A 14,478-nucleotide genomic window follows, 5' to 3' on the forward strand; every position below is an offset into this window, starting at 1 on the left:
GTCGCTAGATGATAGTTGAATTGTTAACGATGCCGTACCTCAGCAGTAATGCACCCTAGATTTAAGTTTTCTAACATAGCTTGAAATATTAGTGCCGACTTACTTAGAGTTAGTTAATGGTACTAAAAGCTGCTACCAGTTCAGGACTAGCGATCGCACTTCAAAAAATCCTAACCTGATAAATATTAAAAGCGATCGCCGCATTACTGACTATTAATCATGGCAACAATGGTAGATAAAGGCACCTCTGCAAAGTAATTTTGCTGGAATTGTTCTTCGCTAACAGCGGCTACAAATTCTCTAACAGCCGCATCACCCTTAGTTTCAAAAACATTACTAGGATTCCACGTAATTTGCAAATCGCGGTTTTCTCTTGTAACTGTAAATCCGTAATATTTTAAAGCTTTGATTCCTAAAAATAAGGTGCGATCGCTAATCCCAAGTTTATCTAAAAGTTTTACGCGAGTAACTAATTGATTGGTACGGCTGAGATATTTGGCAACACCAACCAAGGTCTGCCAAATTTGTTTTGGTGATTGGTGGTTGGGTTTAGACCAAGCGATCGCTAGTTGTTTTTGGTTATCAACGCTACTATTTAAACATCGTCGCAACCATGCACGTAAATCATCCCAGTTCGTCGGACAATGTTCAAGCACGAGTGAGGGAGTGGGGAGTTGGGAGTGGGGAGTTGGAAGGTTACGGCAGTCGAGGATGAGTGGTGAATATTGAGTACTGAATGCTGAGTTTTCACTTGGACGGACGGCAATTAATCTAATTTCATAGCGTTTTTTAAAGGTGTTGTAGTCGAGTTCTGCGATACAATCACACCTGCCTATAGGCAATTCATCTTTGTAGTGTCCCCACCAAATACCAGGAAAGGGACTTCTAGTTGAATCATCCCGAATATCAAATTCAGTTTTAATATACTGTACCTTTTTTCCTCGCCAATCTTGCTGATTGCGATGCCAACTATTTTCAAACCAACAGTTTTGAATTAGCAATTTGGGCACGGGGTTACCCATTCCACAAGGTTCTAACAATTTCAGTTCTAAAAATAATTCTTTCCCTAAATCTGCAACTTTTACCACTATGTCTGCTTGCACCGTTGGCGTGAGAGTCGTACCGCCTAAAGATTGCCGTAACTGCTGATTAATTGCTGCTGTAAATAAAGGAATATTCTCAACAGGCAAACTCAAACCCGCTGCAAAGGGATGTCCGCCAAAGCGGTGCAACAGATGTGCTTGATCCTTCACCAGTTGATACAAATCGACGGAATTCACCGAACGGGCGGAACCCCTTGCAAGCGCGGGGGATGAGGGGGACAAGGTAGACAAGATAGAAAAGGTAGAATTTTCTCCTCCCTCTCCCTTGTCTCCCCCCAGCCCCTCTGTACTCAACAAAATCGTCGGGCGTCCTGTTTCTTGTGCTACTTGTCCGGCGACTAAGCCCAAGACACCGGCAGGCCATTGGGGATCTTCCAGGACAATGACGCTGGTGGTTGATAAATCTAATTGAGTAAGTTTTTGTGCTACTTGGGCTTGTACATCTTTTTGCAAGGATTTGCGGCGAGTGTTTGCCAGTTCTGTAACTTCGGCTAATTCGTTACAACGTTTGCTATCGCGACTGGTTAATAATTCGACGCAGAAACTAGCATCGCCTTGGATGCGGCTAACGGCATTGATTCTAGGCCCCAAACCGAAGGAAATATCTGTGGGGCGATCGCCACTTTTTTGGCACAATTCTAATAATCGCCCGACGCCCGGTCGTCGTCGCGCTGTCGGTGGCTGTTGAAAATCTGCTTGCAGTCGTTGAATTCCCAACTGTGCCAAATAGCGGCAATCTCCACTCAACTGCACTAAGTCGGCAATTAATCCTACTGCTACTAAATCTAATAAATCCTCTAATGGATGTTGGGGAATATCAGGCAAACTTTGATAAAGTGCTTCCACCAATTTATAAGCTACCGCCACCCCAGAAAGATTAAATAGCCGATGTTCCTTTGGCAGATATCGCGGATTAATAATTGATATTACTGGCGGGCGTTCTTCAGGTAATGTGTGATGATCGGTGACTATGACATCGATACCTAATTCTTTAGCATAAATAATTTCGTTAATATTTGTGCTGCCCGTATCGCAAGTGACTATTAATTTACAACCTTGTTTTGCTAAATTCTCAATTCCTCGATCGTTCAACCCGTGAGATTCTTTTAAGCGATTGGGAATGTAATAACTTAACTCGATATTTTGAATAAAAAACTCTCCCAATCCATCCCAAAGTACGGCGGTGGAGGTAATCCCATCAGCGTCAAAATCTCCCCAAATCGCAACTTTTTCGCCAGCTTTACGCGCTTTTTGTAAGCGGGCGATCGCCAGATGCATTTCTTGTCCAAACTCAAACGGGCTTGCTGCTTGATAAGCTTTATGGTAGATAAAAGCTAATAATTGCGATTTTTCTTTAATTCCCCGTTGCCACAACAATTGTGCTGCATACACTCCATTTGATGCAGGCGTATGCTGTTTGACCGCTTGGACGAACCACTCTGGCGGTTGTTCTGTTGTTGCTAGAGTCCACTGTTGTTCTGGCATATAAAGAAGCTCAGGAAAGTAATAAATTAAGTTTTATAGTTTTTTAATTTGTGTTTTGTTGAAAGCAATTTCTCTGTTAAATCTTGTAGATACGCGATTAACAACGTCTCTAGTTTTATTAAATTGGCGATTGATCTTCCGTGGTTTGAGATTCATTCACTAAGGGATTAAGTAATATTTCATTAGCAGCACTATCGGGTTTACGGGCGCGAATTGCTGGACGCGATCGCCTGTAACCTGCTCTTTCTGCTTTTTGATGTTCGTAATCAATTAATCTGCCATAATATTCATGTTTGCTTAAATTCATCGACAAGAAAATATGCTGACGAATATTACCAAAACCTTTGCGATTAAAAAACTTTAATGCTGAAACATTGGTGGGGTCAGTATCTACTAACATGAACCGCGCCCCATCTTCAATCATGCGGGCGACGACTTTATCAACTAACTTGTCAGCTACTCCCCGACGCTGAAATTTAGGACTTACTCCCAGCCATAAAATATAACCATAAGTCCAAGATGCTTTGGTAATTATGGTTCCCAAAACAAAGCCTGCTAGTTCTCCGTCTCTTTCAGCCACCAGGCAATATTCTGGATCTGTATTGTAAAGTCCAATTACTTCCCATTCATCCCAAGTGCGGTATAAATAAGGATATAAATCACTGGTAAATAATTCTTCACCCAAATGATAAACGGGAGAAATGTCATCAATTCCTAATTCGCGAACATAAATCGCTTCAGTTTCGTCAAAGCTGGACATACATTTAGAAGTTGTAATTTATTTATATTAGATGATTCCGAAATTTTAGCTAAATAAACCAGGACTTTAGATTTAAAAAATGATATATTAATTTTTAATTTTCCCACATCTACAATTATTAAGAATATATTTTAGCAACACAATTGTGCAGATAAAATCAAAGTGATACTTCTTGAATGCTATCAATATTTGGCAAAGAATCGTTAGTAGTTTCTTCAGTGACTCCTGTGCGATCGCATCGCTTGACGAACGTACAATAATTACAACTTTTACTACCCTCCGCAACTTGCGGAAACTGTATGTTATTTTGGTAATCTTCCAACCAATTAGTTAATTGATTTAACAGTTGATTAAGTTTTTTTGCTATTTTTGTATGTTGAGCAGTATTGTAATTAAATTTAATATTTTGTGGCTTGCCTTCAGATTGCACAAACCAGTAAGTCATGGAAATATTTTCTGGCGAATACGCGCTGGTTTCAGCTAAAACATACATATAAAGCCGTGTTTGCCAGTTGGATTCTAACTTGCGTTTATGAGGTGGTTTCGGATAAGTTTTCCAGTCGAGAATTTGTGCTTGTTGGTTATCTGCAATCAATAAATCATAGACAACCGTCAACAAATAGTTCTGAACTTGCAGAGTGCGGTAGTGTTCGCTTTCACGAAAAGTTTGATTGTCAGTTGCAGACATTAAAATTTCTGGTGCTGCATCAGCAAAACCAGCCATCCAGCTTTGTAGTTGAGGATCTGCTTGGAGGAAACTATCAATTGGCAAACCCATTTCTCGCTGCTGCATCAGCAGGTGAAAGCGACTACCTAAAGTTTGCCGTTCTTCGTGTTCGGGATTTGTCGGCGAATTGAGTTGTTCTAAGTATGTGTGTTGGAATTTACGCGGACAAGCTTCTAGTAAATTGAGTTGTCCTTGAGAAAGTCGTAGTAGTTGAGTGGTAGTTGATAGCATCCTTCTATTGTAGAAGCAATGTTTAACAACAACCCACTCCAAATTCAACTTTTATAGAGTTATTTTTTACTACCGTCCTCATCGTTCTCCAAATCGTTCTGCTTCTCAGAATCTTGAGTTTTTCCCTGAGATTTAATCGAGCCAAAGCTATAGGCCATAGCTATTTTAACTATGTCGAAATATGCAGGGTGATTATCTTTGTTAATAATTGCTAAAGAAATTGACCCTGCGACTAAGATGACTAAAACAGGCGAAAGAGTTTCTTTTAGACTGCTGTTGCTGTTGTTTGGCATGGTATAATTCCCTTTGAATAAGCCTTTGGCTAAAGTAAAAGATAGCCAAAGGCAATTGATTAAGTTCCAACATGAGATGCGATTCCTACTGTTTCCTAAATCAGAAAGTAAATAATTAACGCCAAGATTCGATAATCATGGCGATCGCAAACAAACAAAACAAAATAACTGCTATCCGAAACAACCATTGCCATAAAGCTGCGGATAAAATTATCCCTGCGATGGAGACAGCGCCAAGCACCTTAGATAGAATCAAGGCAATTCCCAAACCTAGTAGAGTATAGAGAAAAAACCTCAGCCCTTTAGTAGCCCACTTAAATAAGCGGTTTTCATCGTTTTTGAGATTGGTATTCATAGTTTTTGTCCTTTTTTGACAGTTGAATCTTGCTAGCCAACACATACCCGACTTCAGGAGCGAATAGTTATAAAATTGCTCCTAGCAAGTTAAGGAAAACTACGGCCATACTCCTAAATCGAGTTAGCTTGGTATTTGTAGATAATGAAAATTAAGCCCTGAGATTAATACAGGTGAGTCAAGGAAATTTATGTTTGAAGGCAAGTAGAGAGAAAAAAGGTTAATCTCAACGCGATTAACTTTTATACCATTTCTCTATGAAGTTGAGCTTAATTCTACCCCCCTGTAGTCCCCCCTTGGTAAAGGGGGACGCCGAAGGCGGGGGGTAATCATTAAGCGCATTGTTGCAGAGAATTGGTATTAGATAAATTGCAATGGCAATTTGAAAATTCATATTAGGCGCTAAATGCTCGTGATGGCGCAGAACGCAGATTACGCGCATCAAGCCCTAGAATGACAACATACTTGGAATACTTGCCTTTTTGACAATATTCAGAATCGAGGCATTACTCACTAAGTTTCATGGAGTTACCTGTAAACTTACTAAGTTACTCAATTAACTAGTGTTAAACTCACTATAAAGTAACTTAGTTACTTAGTCAAGATATAAAGTGAGAAAATTGTCAAACAATCACCAAAGTTTAGCCGTAGCCACATAGGTTAGGACATAATGACAAGCGTGAATGCTAGGAATGGTAATAGTTTTACCTCCTGCCTCACTTCGGCTTCGCGGAAATCGAGCGTACCCCTCCGGGGAAGCAAGCTACGCGTAGCGTCTCGTAGAGAAGTCGAGATTCAGTGACCCACCTGCCTCCTGCCTTCTGCCTCTGGCCATAATAGACAGGAACTATAGACAGTTAGCTTAACCGTCCTGTTTGAGAGATTGGTTTCTCACATAGTGAGCTAACATTGGGAGTGTAGTTTGCATTGGTGAGAGCATGAGTGCGATTCCCCAAGATTTTGTCGTGGCTTTAGCCCAAGAACGAGGCGTATCTAGCAGCGAGCTAGAGGTGTTGTTAGGTGTGGTTGAGGATAAATCGCCAAACGCGATCGCTAAAGAATTGAAAATTAGCGCCGAGGCAGTACGCAAAAGATTAAGCGAGGTTTATAAAAAATTTCATGTCAGCGGTGTCGGGCCGGGAAAGCTCACTAAGTTACAGCAAGTAATTGAAAGTGAGTATCGAGCATCTTCAGTTAGTCTGCACATTGCCAGCAAGCCTCCAGATTGGGGTGAAGCACCTAGTATCAGTGGTAGCTTCTACGGACGAGGAGTAGAACTGTCTCGCCTCAAGCAATGGATTGTCCAGGATAAATGCCGATTAGTAGCATTATTAGGCATGGGAGGAATTGGCAAAACCACTTTGTCTGTAAAGTTAGCTGAGGAAGTGCAATATGATTTTGAATACCTGATTTGGCGATCGCTCCGCAATGCCCCACCTCTCAAAGAACTTTTGGCTGAGGCGATCGTATTTTTATCTGATGAAAAAGAAATTGATTTACCAGAAACTGTAGATAGTCAAATAACTTTACTGATTAAATATTTACGAAAACAGCGTTGTCTTTTAGTTTTAGATAATGCCGAAACGATTTTGCAAGGAGGAGAGCGTGCCGGAGAATATAAAGAAGGATACGAACCTTACGGCCAACTACTCAAACGAATCGGGGAAGAAGCGCATCAAAGTTGTTTGGTATTAACTTCTCGCGAAAAACCCAAAGAATTTGCACCTTTAGAGGGAGAAACATCACCAGTCAGAACATTATTATTACCTGGCTTAGGCGAAATAGAAGGGCAAGAAATTCTTAAAGATAAAGGTATATTTGGCTCAAAGCAAGATTGGACAAAGCTAGTTGAAAAATATTCAGGTAATCCCTTAGCACTAAAGTTAGTTTCTGAGCCGATTCGGGAGCTATTTGCTGGTGACATCGCCGCTTTTCTCAATGAAGGAGAAATAATTTTTGGCGACACCCGTAATTTATTAGAGCAGCAATTTGAGCGTTTGTCAGAGCCAGAAGCAGAAATTATTTATTGGTTAGCAATTAAGCGCGATCCTGTTTCTTTAGAGAAATTGTTAGATGATATTGTGCGTTTACCAAAAAGAGAATTACTAGAAGCACTAGAATCTCTACGACGGCGTTCTCTAATTGAAAGAGCTACAGAAGGAATTAATTCTGTTGCTACTTTCACACTCCAACCTGTAGTAATGGAGTATATAACAGACCGTCTATTAGAAGATATTTGTCAAGAAATTGCTAATGGGCAAATTGCAATATTTAAAAGCCATGCTCTCATTGAAGCTACAGCCAAAGATTATATTAGAAATACTCAAATTAGTTTGATACTTAAACCAATTTTAGATAGGTTAAAAACTATTTTTCTCAATCCTAACGATCTAAAAAACCAATTAATCCAAATTGTATCGAAACTCCGAGAAACATTTCCACCAGAACCGGGCTATACAGTCGGAAATGTCTTGAATATGCTTTGTCAATTACAAGTTGATTTGAACCGTTATGACTTTTCTGGTCTGATTATTTGGCAAGCATATTTGCAAAATGTAAATTTGCAAAATGTTAATTTTACTGGTTGCAATCTTGCTAAATCCATTTTTGCCGAAACCTTGGGTAGTATTTCATCGGTAGCATTTAGTCCTGAAGGAAAACTTTTGGCTACGGGTGATGTTGATGGTAAAACTCAGTTATGGCAGGTTGCAGATGGTAAATCACTTTTGACTTTGATAGGGCATAGCAGTCCAGTATGGTCAGTGGCCTTCGGCCCTGATGGTCAAATCGCTAGTGGTAGCGACGACAAAACGGTGAAATTATGGAACATCCATGATGGGAAGTGTCTCAAAACCTTGCAAGGGCATACTAGTAGGGTACGGTCAGTTGCATTCAGTCCCGATCGCCAAATTCTCGCTAGTGCCAGCGAAGATCGAACAGTGAAATTATGGGATGTTCGTAACGGCAAGTGTCTCAAAACCTTGCAAGGGCATACTGGTTGGGTATGGTCAGTCGCCTTCAGTCCTGATGGTGAAATTCTCGCTAGTAGCAGCGACGACCAAACGGTGAAGTTATGGCATGTTGGCGACGGCAAATGTTTTAAAACTTTCCAAGGGCATAGCAATTGGGTACGGTCAGTTGCTTTCAGTCCCAATGGTAAAATTCTCGCTAGCGGTAGTGAAGACCAAACGGTGAAGTTATGGGATGTTCGTAACGGCAAGTGTCTTAAAACCTTGCACGGGCATACCAATCGTGTCTGGTCAGTTGCTTTCAGTTCTGATGGTCAAACTCTTGCTAGTGGCAGTGACGACCAAACGGTTAAGTTATGGGATGTTGCTGGCGGCAAGTGCCTCAAAACCTTGTACGGGCATACCAATCGGGCATGGTCAGTTGCCTTCAGTCCTGACGGTCAAACTTTGGCTAGTGGCAGTAAAGACCAGACGGTGAAGTTATGGGATATTCGTGATGGCAGATGCTTTAAAACTTTGCAAGGGCATACCGATAGAATACGGTCAGTCGCCTTCAGTCCCGATCGTCTAACTTTGGCTAGTGCTAGTGAAAACCAAACGGTGAAATTATGGGATGTTCGTGACGGAAACTGCCTTAAAACCTTCCAAGGACACACTAATCGAGTCTGGTCAGTTGCTTTCAGTCCTGATGGTGAAACTTTGGCTAGTTGCAGCGAAGACCAAACAGTGAAATTATGGAATGTTCGTGACGGAAACTGCTTCATAACCTTACACGGGCATACTCATCGAGTGCGTTCAGTTGCTTTCAGCCCCGATGGTCAAACTTTAGCTACTGGCAGTGACGACCAAACAGTGAAATTATGGAATATTGCTGACGGAAATTGCCTCATAACCTTTGAAGGGCATACTAATCGGGTGTGGTCAGTCGCCTTTAGTGCTGATGGTCGAACTTTGGCAAGTGGCAGTGACGACCAAACAGTGAAGTTATGGGATATTCGCGAGGGTAAGTGTATCAAAAGCTTGGAGGAGCATACCAATTGGGTTTGGTCAGTCGCCTTTAGCCCTGATGGTGAAATTCTCGCAAGTGGCAGTGAAGACCAAACGGTGAAGTTATGGAATGTCCGCGATGGTAAATGCCTAAAAACTTTACAAGAGTATACCAATCGGGTACGGTCGGTAGCCTTCAGTCCTGATGGTGAAACTTTGGCTACTGGCAGCGAAGACCAGACAGTGAAGTTATGGAATGTCCGTGATGGGAAATGCCTCAAAATCTTGCACGAGCATTCTAGCTGGGTAAGGTCGGTAGCCTTCAGCCCTGATGGTGAAACTTTGGCTAGTGGCAGTGAAGATGAGACGATTAAATTGTGGGATATGCACACTGGTGAGTGCTTAAAAACACTGCGATCGCCAAAACTCTACCAAGGAATGAAGATCGCTAAAGTCACAGGCTTAACGGCAGCACAGTTGATGACGCTCAAAGCCTTGGGAGCAGTAGAAGATACAGAACAAAAATAAAAGGTAAAAGGATGAAGTTAGTACTCTTAGTTCATCCGTTTACCTTTTTTATGTACCTGATGCTTATTTCATGTTAGCCCTTGCGTCCCTCACTGCGGCAAAGAAAAATAAACCTGTGAGTGGAATGCTTAATGCGAGGATAATTGCTGTGGTTGTGACGCCGAAATCTGGTTGTCCGTAACTGAGTTCAAAAATCGAACCGACAGCTGCGATCGCACTTACACAACAAGCACCCAGAAACAAACCGCTTTTTGGAGTTAAATACACTACTAGCCCCCTATGCTACTGGTTTCACCGCTTGATACGAGAAGCCATTTTTAGATAGCTCCTGGGCCAAAGTCAAGGAGTTTTCTACACGGTCTACAAACACCACGCCATTGAGATGATCCATTTCATGCTGAATGCAGCGTCCCAATAGGTCGTTAGCCTTTAAACTTTGGGGACGACCATATTCGTCTTTATAGGCGATTTCCACGACTTCAGGGCGCTTTACATCCAGGTATACATTGGGAATACTTAAACAGCCTTCTTGGGCAACGGAGATGTCGCGGCTGACTTGTTTAATTATGGGGTTGATCAACACCAAAGGTTGATTCGCTGCGTTGTCTGGTTCCAGGTCAATGACAATTAATTGTTTGTGAATTCCCACTTGGGGAGCAGCCAAACCAATGCCATCTTTACTGTACATAGTTTGCAGCATTTCGCGCACCAGTTTGCGGAGTTCGTCATCAACTTTAGAAATCCGCTTTGCACCTTGACGCAGCACGCGATCGCCTAAATAATGAAGCTCCAAAGGTGGATTTTTTAACTTTTTTTTCTCGACAGCAATTTCAGAGGGCATGAGTCTTGATGGCTAGATGGTGAAAATTCCTACTTCAATTCTATCAACCTGGGGAGTGGGGAGTGGGGAGATGGGGAGGTGGGGAGGTGGGGAGATGGGGAGATGGGGAGGTAGGGAGTGCTGAATTCTAAATTCTGAGTTATAAATTCTGAATTCTGACTCCTGAATTCTGACTCTTGAATTCTGACTCCTGAATTCTGAATTCTGACTTCTGACTCCTGAATTCTAACTTTTTGCCTGGGGTGATTTGTGTTGAAATCTCTCACGAAACTTGACTATCTGCTCAAAGAAACTTTCCTTGGTTTACTGCGGGGAGGTTGGATGAATTGGGCAGCTGTCAGTACTGTGACCGTATTGTTATTTTTATTCGGCTTGAGTTTGCAAACTTCTTGGCAAGTCGAAAAACTTCTCTACCAGTTCGGTAGCCAGCTAGAAGTATCAGTTTATCTCGAACCGGATATGCAAGTTCAAAGCATTGAGCCTCTGATAGCAAAAATGCCACAGGTAACAGCGATACAAACAATTACTAAGGAGGAAGCCTGGAATAAGTTAGTTAAGGAAATGAGAATTTCGGATATTGAAGGTGTTACGCAACAGCTAGGCGAGAATCCTTTAGTTGATGAAATTAAGGTGAAAGCGCGTAATTCCCAAGTCGTACCAACTTTAGCAACCCAGTTGGCTAAGTTACAGGGAGTTGAAACGGTGCAGTATATCGATGAAGCAGTCAAACGAATTGCCCAGTTGCACCGGGGTTTGAACTGGATTACTTTAACAATTACAATTATTTTGACTGTAACAGCGATCGCCGTGACTACCACTACAATTCGCCTGATTGTCATGGCGCGACGCCAGGAAATTGAAATTATGCAACTAGTCGGAGCAACTTCTATTTGGATTTATCTCCCGTTCATTTTACAAGGAATTACTTTTGGTTTAGTCGGTGGTGCGATCGCTTGGAGTTTCATTTCTCTGATTCAACAGTTTCTCAGTAAATTGCTAACCAATCAACCTGAGTTTATTCAAGTAATCACTAACGGAATACAACTCACTCCAGCCCAAATTTTATTATTGCCTCTAATTCTCTTGAGCTTCGGTGCCACGGTAGGATTAATTGGAAGCTTATTTGCTGTCAGACGTTTTGCTAAAGGATAGTCATTAGTCATTAGTCATTAGTCTTTTGTCCTTTGACCAAAGAAAAATAACAAATGACCAATGACAAATGACAAAGGACAAAATCACTATGAAATCACAATGGGAATGTTTTTTAGAAAATCTCGGTGTTTGGGAAGGTTCATTCACTAATTTTTCTCCCCAAGGTACACTTTTGAGTGATACTCCTAGCCGTCTTTCCCTAGAACAATTGAATGGTAGCCAGAAAGTGCGTTTAACTCTGAGCCGTTCGGGACGAGATTTAGTCAGAGAATTTAGTTCTGTGGGAGGAGGTTTGCTGTTTTTTGAAAATGGATCGTTTTCTGAAGGTTTAATTCAGTTAGGGCCATTTTCCGAATTCGGTGGAGAACTCGCTTTTGTTCGTGAAAATCGCCGCTTGCGTCTGGTGCAACTATTTGATAAAACAGGTAATCTCAGCGAACTAACCCTCATTCGAGAACATCTAGCTGGAACCCCAACAACAGAACGTCCACCTTTGCAGTTAGATGACTTGTTAGGAGAATGGCAAGGTCAAGCAGTGACAATATATCGAGATTTGCGATCGCCAGATATTTACTCTACAACTCTCAAATTACAATTAGATAATACTGGGCGATTAATTCAAAATACTTCTTTTGCAGAACGCACAATTACCTCAACTGCTACGATCAAAGGTTCCATTGTTCTGTTTGATGAAAATCCCGAAAAGCAGATACAAGTATTATTCCTACCTGATGGTGCTTCTGCAACTTCACCACTCAAAGTGCAATTACGTCAACCTTTATTTTTAGAAGCCGGTTGGTTAATCCAACCAAACCTCCGCCAGCGAATGATTCGCAGCTATAACGACAAAGGCGAATGGGTTAGCCTAACTTTAGTTACCGAACAAAGGGTGTAAAGGATTTGTTCTGCATCGCCAATCAAGCTCATCTAACCACAATCAATGACGATTGCCAATAAACTAGACTAATTAACAGCCTTTTCATTCAGCATCCGCTATGCAAATTAAAGATTTAACAACTGATGAACTCAAAACCTTGATTCGAGAAACTGTGATGGAGGTTATACAAGAACTTCTACCAGATCCAGATGAAGGTAAGACAATCAATGAGAATTTAAAACAAGAACTGTTAGAGATTCAAAAGCGCAGGGAAACAGGTATTCGAGGTATTCCTCAAGAAGAAGTTATGCGACGGCTGGGTTTGGATACCTGATGAGTTACTTTGTCGAGTATGAACCAGTAATCATTTATTTTATAAATTCAAAAATTTTACAATAATAATTAGGCAATTTCTAATGTATTGGGTTCTGGGATAGATTCACCTTCTAATTGCCAAGCTTCCAAGTACATTTCAATCACTTCTTCACCATTATGAATAGCTTCTTCACGAGTTCTGCCGTGAGTGCAAGGCATAATAACGCGATCGCTAAACTTAAACATTATTCTTATACAGCAGAAAAAACTATGTTAAAAAGTTTAAAACTTTATACCAAATTACAATGACGGTGCAAAGCTTTATTAAGTAAACCTTGATATTCTTCATCCCCAACCCGATAAGCCCCAAACCTTTCTAAGTGCGGATTCATCATTTGGGCATCAAAAAAGACAAATTTCTTCTGGCGCAATCTTTCTACCAACTTAACCATCGCTACTTTTGAACCATCGGGAATGCGGTAAAACATTGACTCGCCAATGAAAGCACCACCAATAACAATTCCCAAAATTCCGCCAGCTAGTTCGTCACCTTGCCAAGTTTCAAAACTATAAGCATAACCAGTCTGGTAAAGTAGCCAGTAAATATCTTGCAATTCTGGTGAAATCCAAGTTACTTCGCGGTTAGCACAGCCAGCCACCACAGCTTGAAAATCCCGATTAACCGCCACACTAAAACGTTCTTGATTGAGAACGCGCTGTAAAGATTTGGGGTAACGAAACCTCTCATCCAAGGGAATAAAAGTCCGATCGCGACTTCCGTACCAACTCAGGCGATCGCTATCATCAGCCATGAGAAAATAGCCTTGAGCATAACCTTGAACAATAGCAGCGATATCATATTGCATAAATATAAAAAATACAAAAAGAACGCAATTTGATACTAGCAGTCATTCTCTGCGTTCCCTTGTAATCCCCTTTGCGTATAAAAAATATGACTGAACCAATTCCAGCAATTACTCTACCACGCCCTCAAAATCCGCAACTCGAAGGTGAATGGTTGCGAGAACGTCTACTGCGGTGGCTAGATACAGAATTTATCCCCGAAGCAGTTAACCAAAAGATTGCTCAACGAGCCGCACAGATTTTTGTGCGTCAACGCATGGAAGGAGAAAACGACCTTGGTTCTCTGGTAATTGCCATTGTCACAGAGATGCAGTCGTATGATTTTTCCAATAGCTTTTATGGAGAGTTTGCGATCGCCAACGCTGTTAGCGATCTACTCTTAGAAAGTCTGGGAATTGATAAGTGTTGCGGTCAATAATATTTGTTTTTTGTCTTTTGTCATTTGTCCTTTGTTTTTTGTCAGTTGTCCTTTGCATAAAACTAATGACCAATGACCAATGACCAATGACCAATGACTACCAACTAGACTTAACTACTCCAGGCAAAAGGCCTTCATGCGCCCATTCCCGCAGCACATTCCGAGATAACCCAAAATCGCGGTAAACACCTCTAGAACGACCAGTCAACCAGCAACGGTTACGGCGGCGGTTGGGCGCACTGTTCCGTGGTAGCTGTTGAATTTGCCGATGGATTTCTAGCTTATCAAGGGGAGATTCTGTAGCTCTAAACTCTTCCAACAGAGCTTCCCGCTTCTGGGCATATTTTTCTACCAATCTGGCGCGTTTTTTCTCGCGCTCAATCATGCTCTTTTTTGCCATATACTCTCTAACTTACATTTAAAGACAGCATTTTCCATTCTACAGTCTTCTTTTCAATTCTAGATTACTTGTGTTCCCCACTAGTCTGTCAAATTGAAATTTATAAACACGGAAAAGGACGCGAGGACATGGGAACATGGGACAAAGAAGATTTTTCTTTGCGTCCCCGCGTC

At 41.4% G+C, this 14,478-nt stretch carries 16 protein-coding genes; 6 read left to right on the forward strand and 10 right to left on the reverse strand.

The genetic code is table 11. The annotated features are described in order from the left end of the window. Window positions 1–91 precede the first annotated feature (91 nt). Window positions 92–217 (forward strand): hypothetical protein, encoded by a 126-nt coding sequence (locus tag NSTC745_RS08945; RefSeq protein ID WP_445636831.1) that lies wholly within the window; start codon window positions 92–94, stop codon window positions 215–217. Here the strand turns inward: NSTC745_RS08945 and NSTC745_RS08950 are convergent. From NSTC745_RS08950 to NSTC745_RS08970, 5 genes are all read right to left on the reverse strand, one after another. Next, window positions 204–2,588, reverse strand: a complete 2,385-nt coding sequence (locus NSTC745_RS08950; RefSeq protein WP_445636832.1) for a single-stranded-DNA-specific exonuclease RecJ — start codon at window positions 2,586–2,588, stop codon at window positions 204–206. The genes NSTC745_RS08945 and NSTC745_RS08950 overlap by 14 nt on opposite strands. A 118-nt stretch (window positions 2,589–2,706) precedes the next feature. Further along, complete coding sequence (locus NSTC745_RS08955) at window positions 2,707–3,348, reverse strand: GNAT family N-acetyltransferase (RefSeq protein ID WP_445636833.1); 642 nt, start codon at window positions 3,346–3,348, stop codon at window positions 2,707–2,709. Between the two features lie 157 nt (window positions 3,349–3,505). Further along, the gene (locus NSTC745_RS08960; RefSeq protein ID WP_445636834.1) at window positions 3,506–4,306 is read right to left on the reverse strand and encodes a PD-(D/E)XK nuclease family protein; all 801 of its coding nucleotides are present in this window, start codon (window positions 4,304–4,306) and stop codon (window positions 3,506–3,508) included. Between the two features lie 59 nt (window positions 4,307–4,365). Beyond that, window positions 4,366–4,599: a hypothetical protein gene (locus tag NSTC745_RS08965; RefSeq protein WP_445636835.1), complete on the reverse strand. Its 234-nt coding sequence runs from the start codon at window positions 4,597–4,599 to the stop codon at window positions 4,366–4,368. 115 nt (window positions 4,600–4,714) lie between these two features. Beyond that, window positions 4,715–4,954, reverse strand: a complete 240-nt coding sequence (locus NSTC745_RS08970) for a hypothetical protein (RefSeq protein WP_445636836.1) — start codon at window positions 4,952–4,954, stop codon at window positions 4,715–4,717. Between the two features lie 938 nt (window positions 4,955–5,892). On the opposite strand from NSTC745_RS08970, the gene NSTC745_RS08975 reads away from it, so the two are divergent. Continuing rightward, window positions 5,893–9,438 (forward strand): WD40 domain-containing protein, encoded by a 3,546-nt coding sequence (locus tag NSTC745_RS08975; RefSeq protein WP_445636837.1) that lies wholly within the window; start codon window positions 5,893–5,895, stop codon window positions 9,436–9,438. A 63-nt stretch (window positions 9,439–9,501) separates the two neighbouring features. Here the strand turns inward: NSTC745_RS08975 and NSTC745_RS08980 are convergent, their stop codons facing one another. Both NSTC745_RS08980 and def read right to left on the reverse strand, forming a co-directional pair. Next, window positions 9,502–9,705, reverse strand: a complete 204-nt coding sequence (locus tag NSTC745_RS08980; protein ID WP_096534973.1) for a hypothetical protein — start codon at window positions 9,703–9,705, stop codon at window positions 9,502–9,504. A gap of 10 nt (window positions 9,706–9,715) precedes the next feature. Then, on the reverse strand, window positions 9,716–10,279 hold the full coding sequence (gene def, locus NSTC745_RS08985; protein ID WP_445636838.1) for a peptide deformylase: 564 nt from the start codon (window positions 10,277–10,279) through the stop codon (window positions 9,716–9,718). A 249-nt stretch (window positions 10,280–10,528) separates the two neighbouring features. On the opposite strand from def, the gene NSTC745_RS08990 reads away from it, so the two are divergent. The 3 genes from NSTC745_RS08990 (at window position 10,529) to NSTC745_RS09000 (ending at window position 12,642) form a co-directional block, all read left to right on the forward strand. Then, window positions 10,529–11,431 carry a cell division protein FtsX gene (locus NSTC745_RS08990; RefSeq protein WP_445636839.1) on the forward strand — a complete coding sequence of 301 codons (903 nt, stop codon included), beginning with the start codon at window positions 10,529–10,531 and terminating at the stop codon, window positions 11,429–11,431. Between the two features lie 88 nt (window positions 11,432–11,519). Further along, window positions 11,520–12,326: a DUF3598 family protein gene (locus NSTC745_RS08995; RefSeq protein WP_445636840.1), complete on the forward strand. Its 807-nt coding sequence runs from the start codon at window positions 11,520–11,522 to the stop codon at window positions 12,324–12,326. 100 nt (window positions 12,327–12,426) lie between these two features. Continuing rightward, window positions 12,427–12,642 (forward strand): hypothetical protein, encoded by a 216-nt coding sequence (locus NSTC745_RS09000; protein WP_445636841.1) that lies wholly within the window; start codon window positions 12,427–12,429, stop codon window positions 12,640–12,642. A 68-nt stretch (window positions 12,643–12,710) separates the two neighbouring features. Here the strand turns inward: NSTC745_RS09000 and NSTC745_RS09005 are convergent, their stop codons facing one another. Beyond that, window positions 12,711–12,869, reverse strand: coding sequence for a type II toxin-antitoxin system HicB family antitoxin (locus NSTC745_RS09005; RefSeq protein ID WP_445636842.1), 159 nt, complete (start codon window positions 12,867–12,869; stop codon window positions 12,711–12,713). Between the two features lie 44 nt (window positions 12,870–12,913). After that, complete coding sequence (gene aat / locus NSTC745_RS09010) at window positions 12,914–13,489, reverse strand: leucyl/phenylalanyl-tRNA--protein transferase (protein ID WP_445636843.1); 576 nt, start codon at window positions 13,487–13,489, stop codon at window positions 12,914–12,916. Window positions 13,490–13,575: 86 nt separating this feature from the next. Between aat and NSTC745_RS09015 the strand changes: the two genes are divergently transcribed. Continuing rightward, window positions 13,576–13,905, forward strand: a complete 330-nt coding sequence (locus NSTC745_RS09015; RefSeq protein WP_099066465.1) for a hypothetical protein — start codon at window positions 13,576–13,578, stop codon at window positions 13,903–13,905. Window positions 13,906–14,002: 97 nt separating this feature from the next. Here NSTC745_RS09015 and rpsN read toward each other — a convergent pair whose 3' ends face one another. Then, the gene (gene rpsN / locus NSTC745_RS09020) at window positions 14,003–14,305 is read right to left on the reverse strand and encodes a 30S ribosomal protein S14 (protein ID WP_445636844.1); all 303 of its coding nucleotides are present in this window, start codon (window positions 14,303–14,305) and stop codon (window positions 14,003–14,005) included. Window positions 14,306–14,478 lie beyond the last annotated feature (173 nt).

Source organism: Nostoc sp. DSM 114161, assembly GCF_052692665.1.

Bases quoted from the DNA above. Each gene is read 5' to 3' on its own strand.
- NSTC745_RS08950 (WP_445636832.1), bottom strand. From the start codon at position 2,588: ATGCCAGAACAACAGTGGACTCTAGCAACAACAGAACAACCGCCAGAG.
- NSTC745_RS08955 (WP_445636833.1), bottom strand. From the start codon at position 3,348: ATGTCCAGCTTTGACGAAACTGAAGCGATTTATGTTCGCGAATTAGGA.
- NSTC745_RS08960 (WP_445636834.1), bottom strand. From the start codon at position 4,306: ATGCTATCAACTACCACTCAACTACTACGACTTTCTCAAGGACAACTC.
- NSTC745_RS08965 (WP_445636835.1), bottom strand. From the start codon at position 4,599: ATGCCAAACAACAGCAACAGCAGTCTAAAAGAAACTCTTTCGCCTGTT.
- NSTC745_RS08970 (WP_445636836.1), bottom strand. From the start codon at position 4,954: ATGAATACCAATCTCAAAAACGATGAAAACCGCTTATTTAAGTGGGCT.
- NSTC745_RS08975 (WP_445636837.1), top strand. From the start codon at position 5,893: ATGAGTGCGATTCCCCAAGATTTTGTCGTGGCTTTAGCCCAAGAACGA.
- def (WP_445636838.1), bottom strand. From the start codon at position 10,279: ATGCCCTCTGAAATTGCTGTCGAGAAAAAAAAGTTAAAAAATCCACCT.
- NSTC745_RS08995 (WP_445636840.1), top strand. From the start codon at position 11,520: ATGAAATCACAATGGGAATGTTTTTTAGAAAATCTCGGTGTTTGGGAA.
- NSTC745_RS09000 (WP_445636841.1), top strand. From the start codon at position 12,427: ATGCAAATTAAAGATTTAACAACTGATGAACTCAAAACCTTGATTCGA.
- NSTC745_RS09005 (WP_445636842.1), bottom strand. From the start codon at position 12,869: ATGTTTAAGTTTAGCGATCGCGTTATTATGCCTTGCACTCACGGCAGA.
- aat (WP_445636843.1), bottom strand. From the start codon at position 13,489: ATGCAATATGATATCGCTGCTATTGTTCAAGGTTATGCTCAAGGCTAT.
- NSTC745_RS09015 (WP_099066465.1), top strand. From the start codon at position 13,576: ATGACTGAACCAATTCCAGCAATTACTCTACCACGCCCTCAAAATCCG.
- rpsN (WP_445636844.1), bottom strand. From the start codon at position 14,305: ATGGCAAAAAAGAGCATGATTGAGCGCGAGAAAAAACGCGCCAGATTG.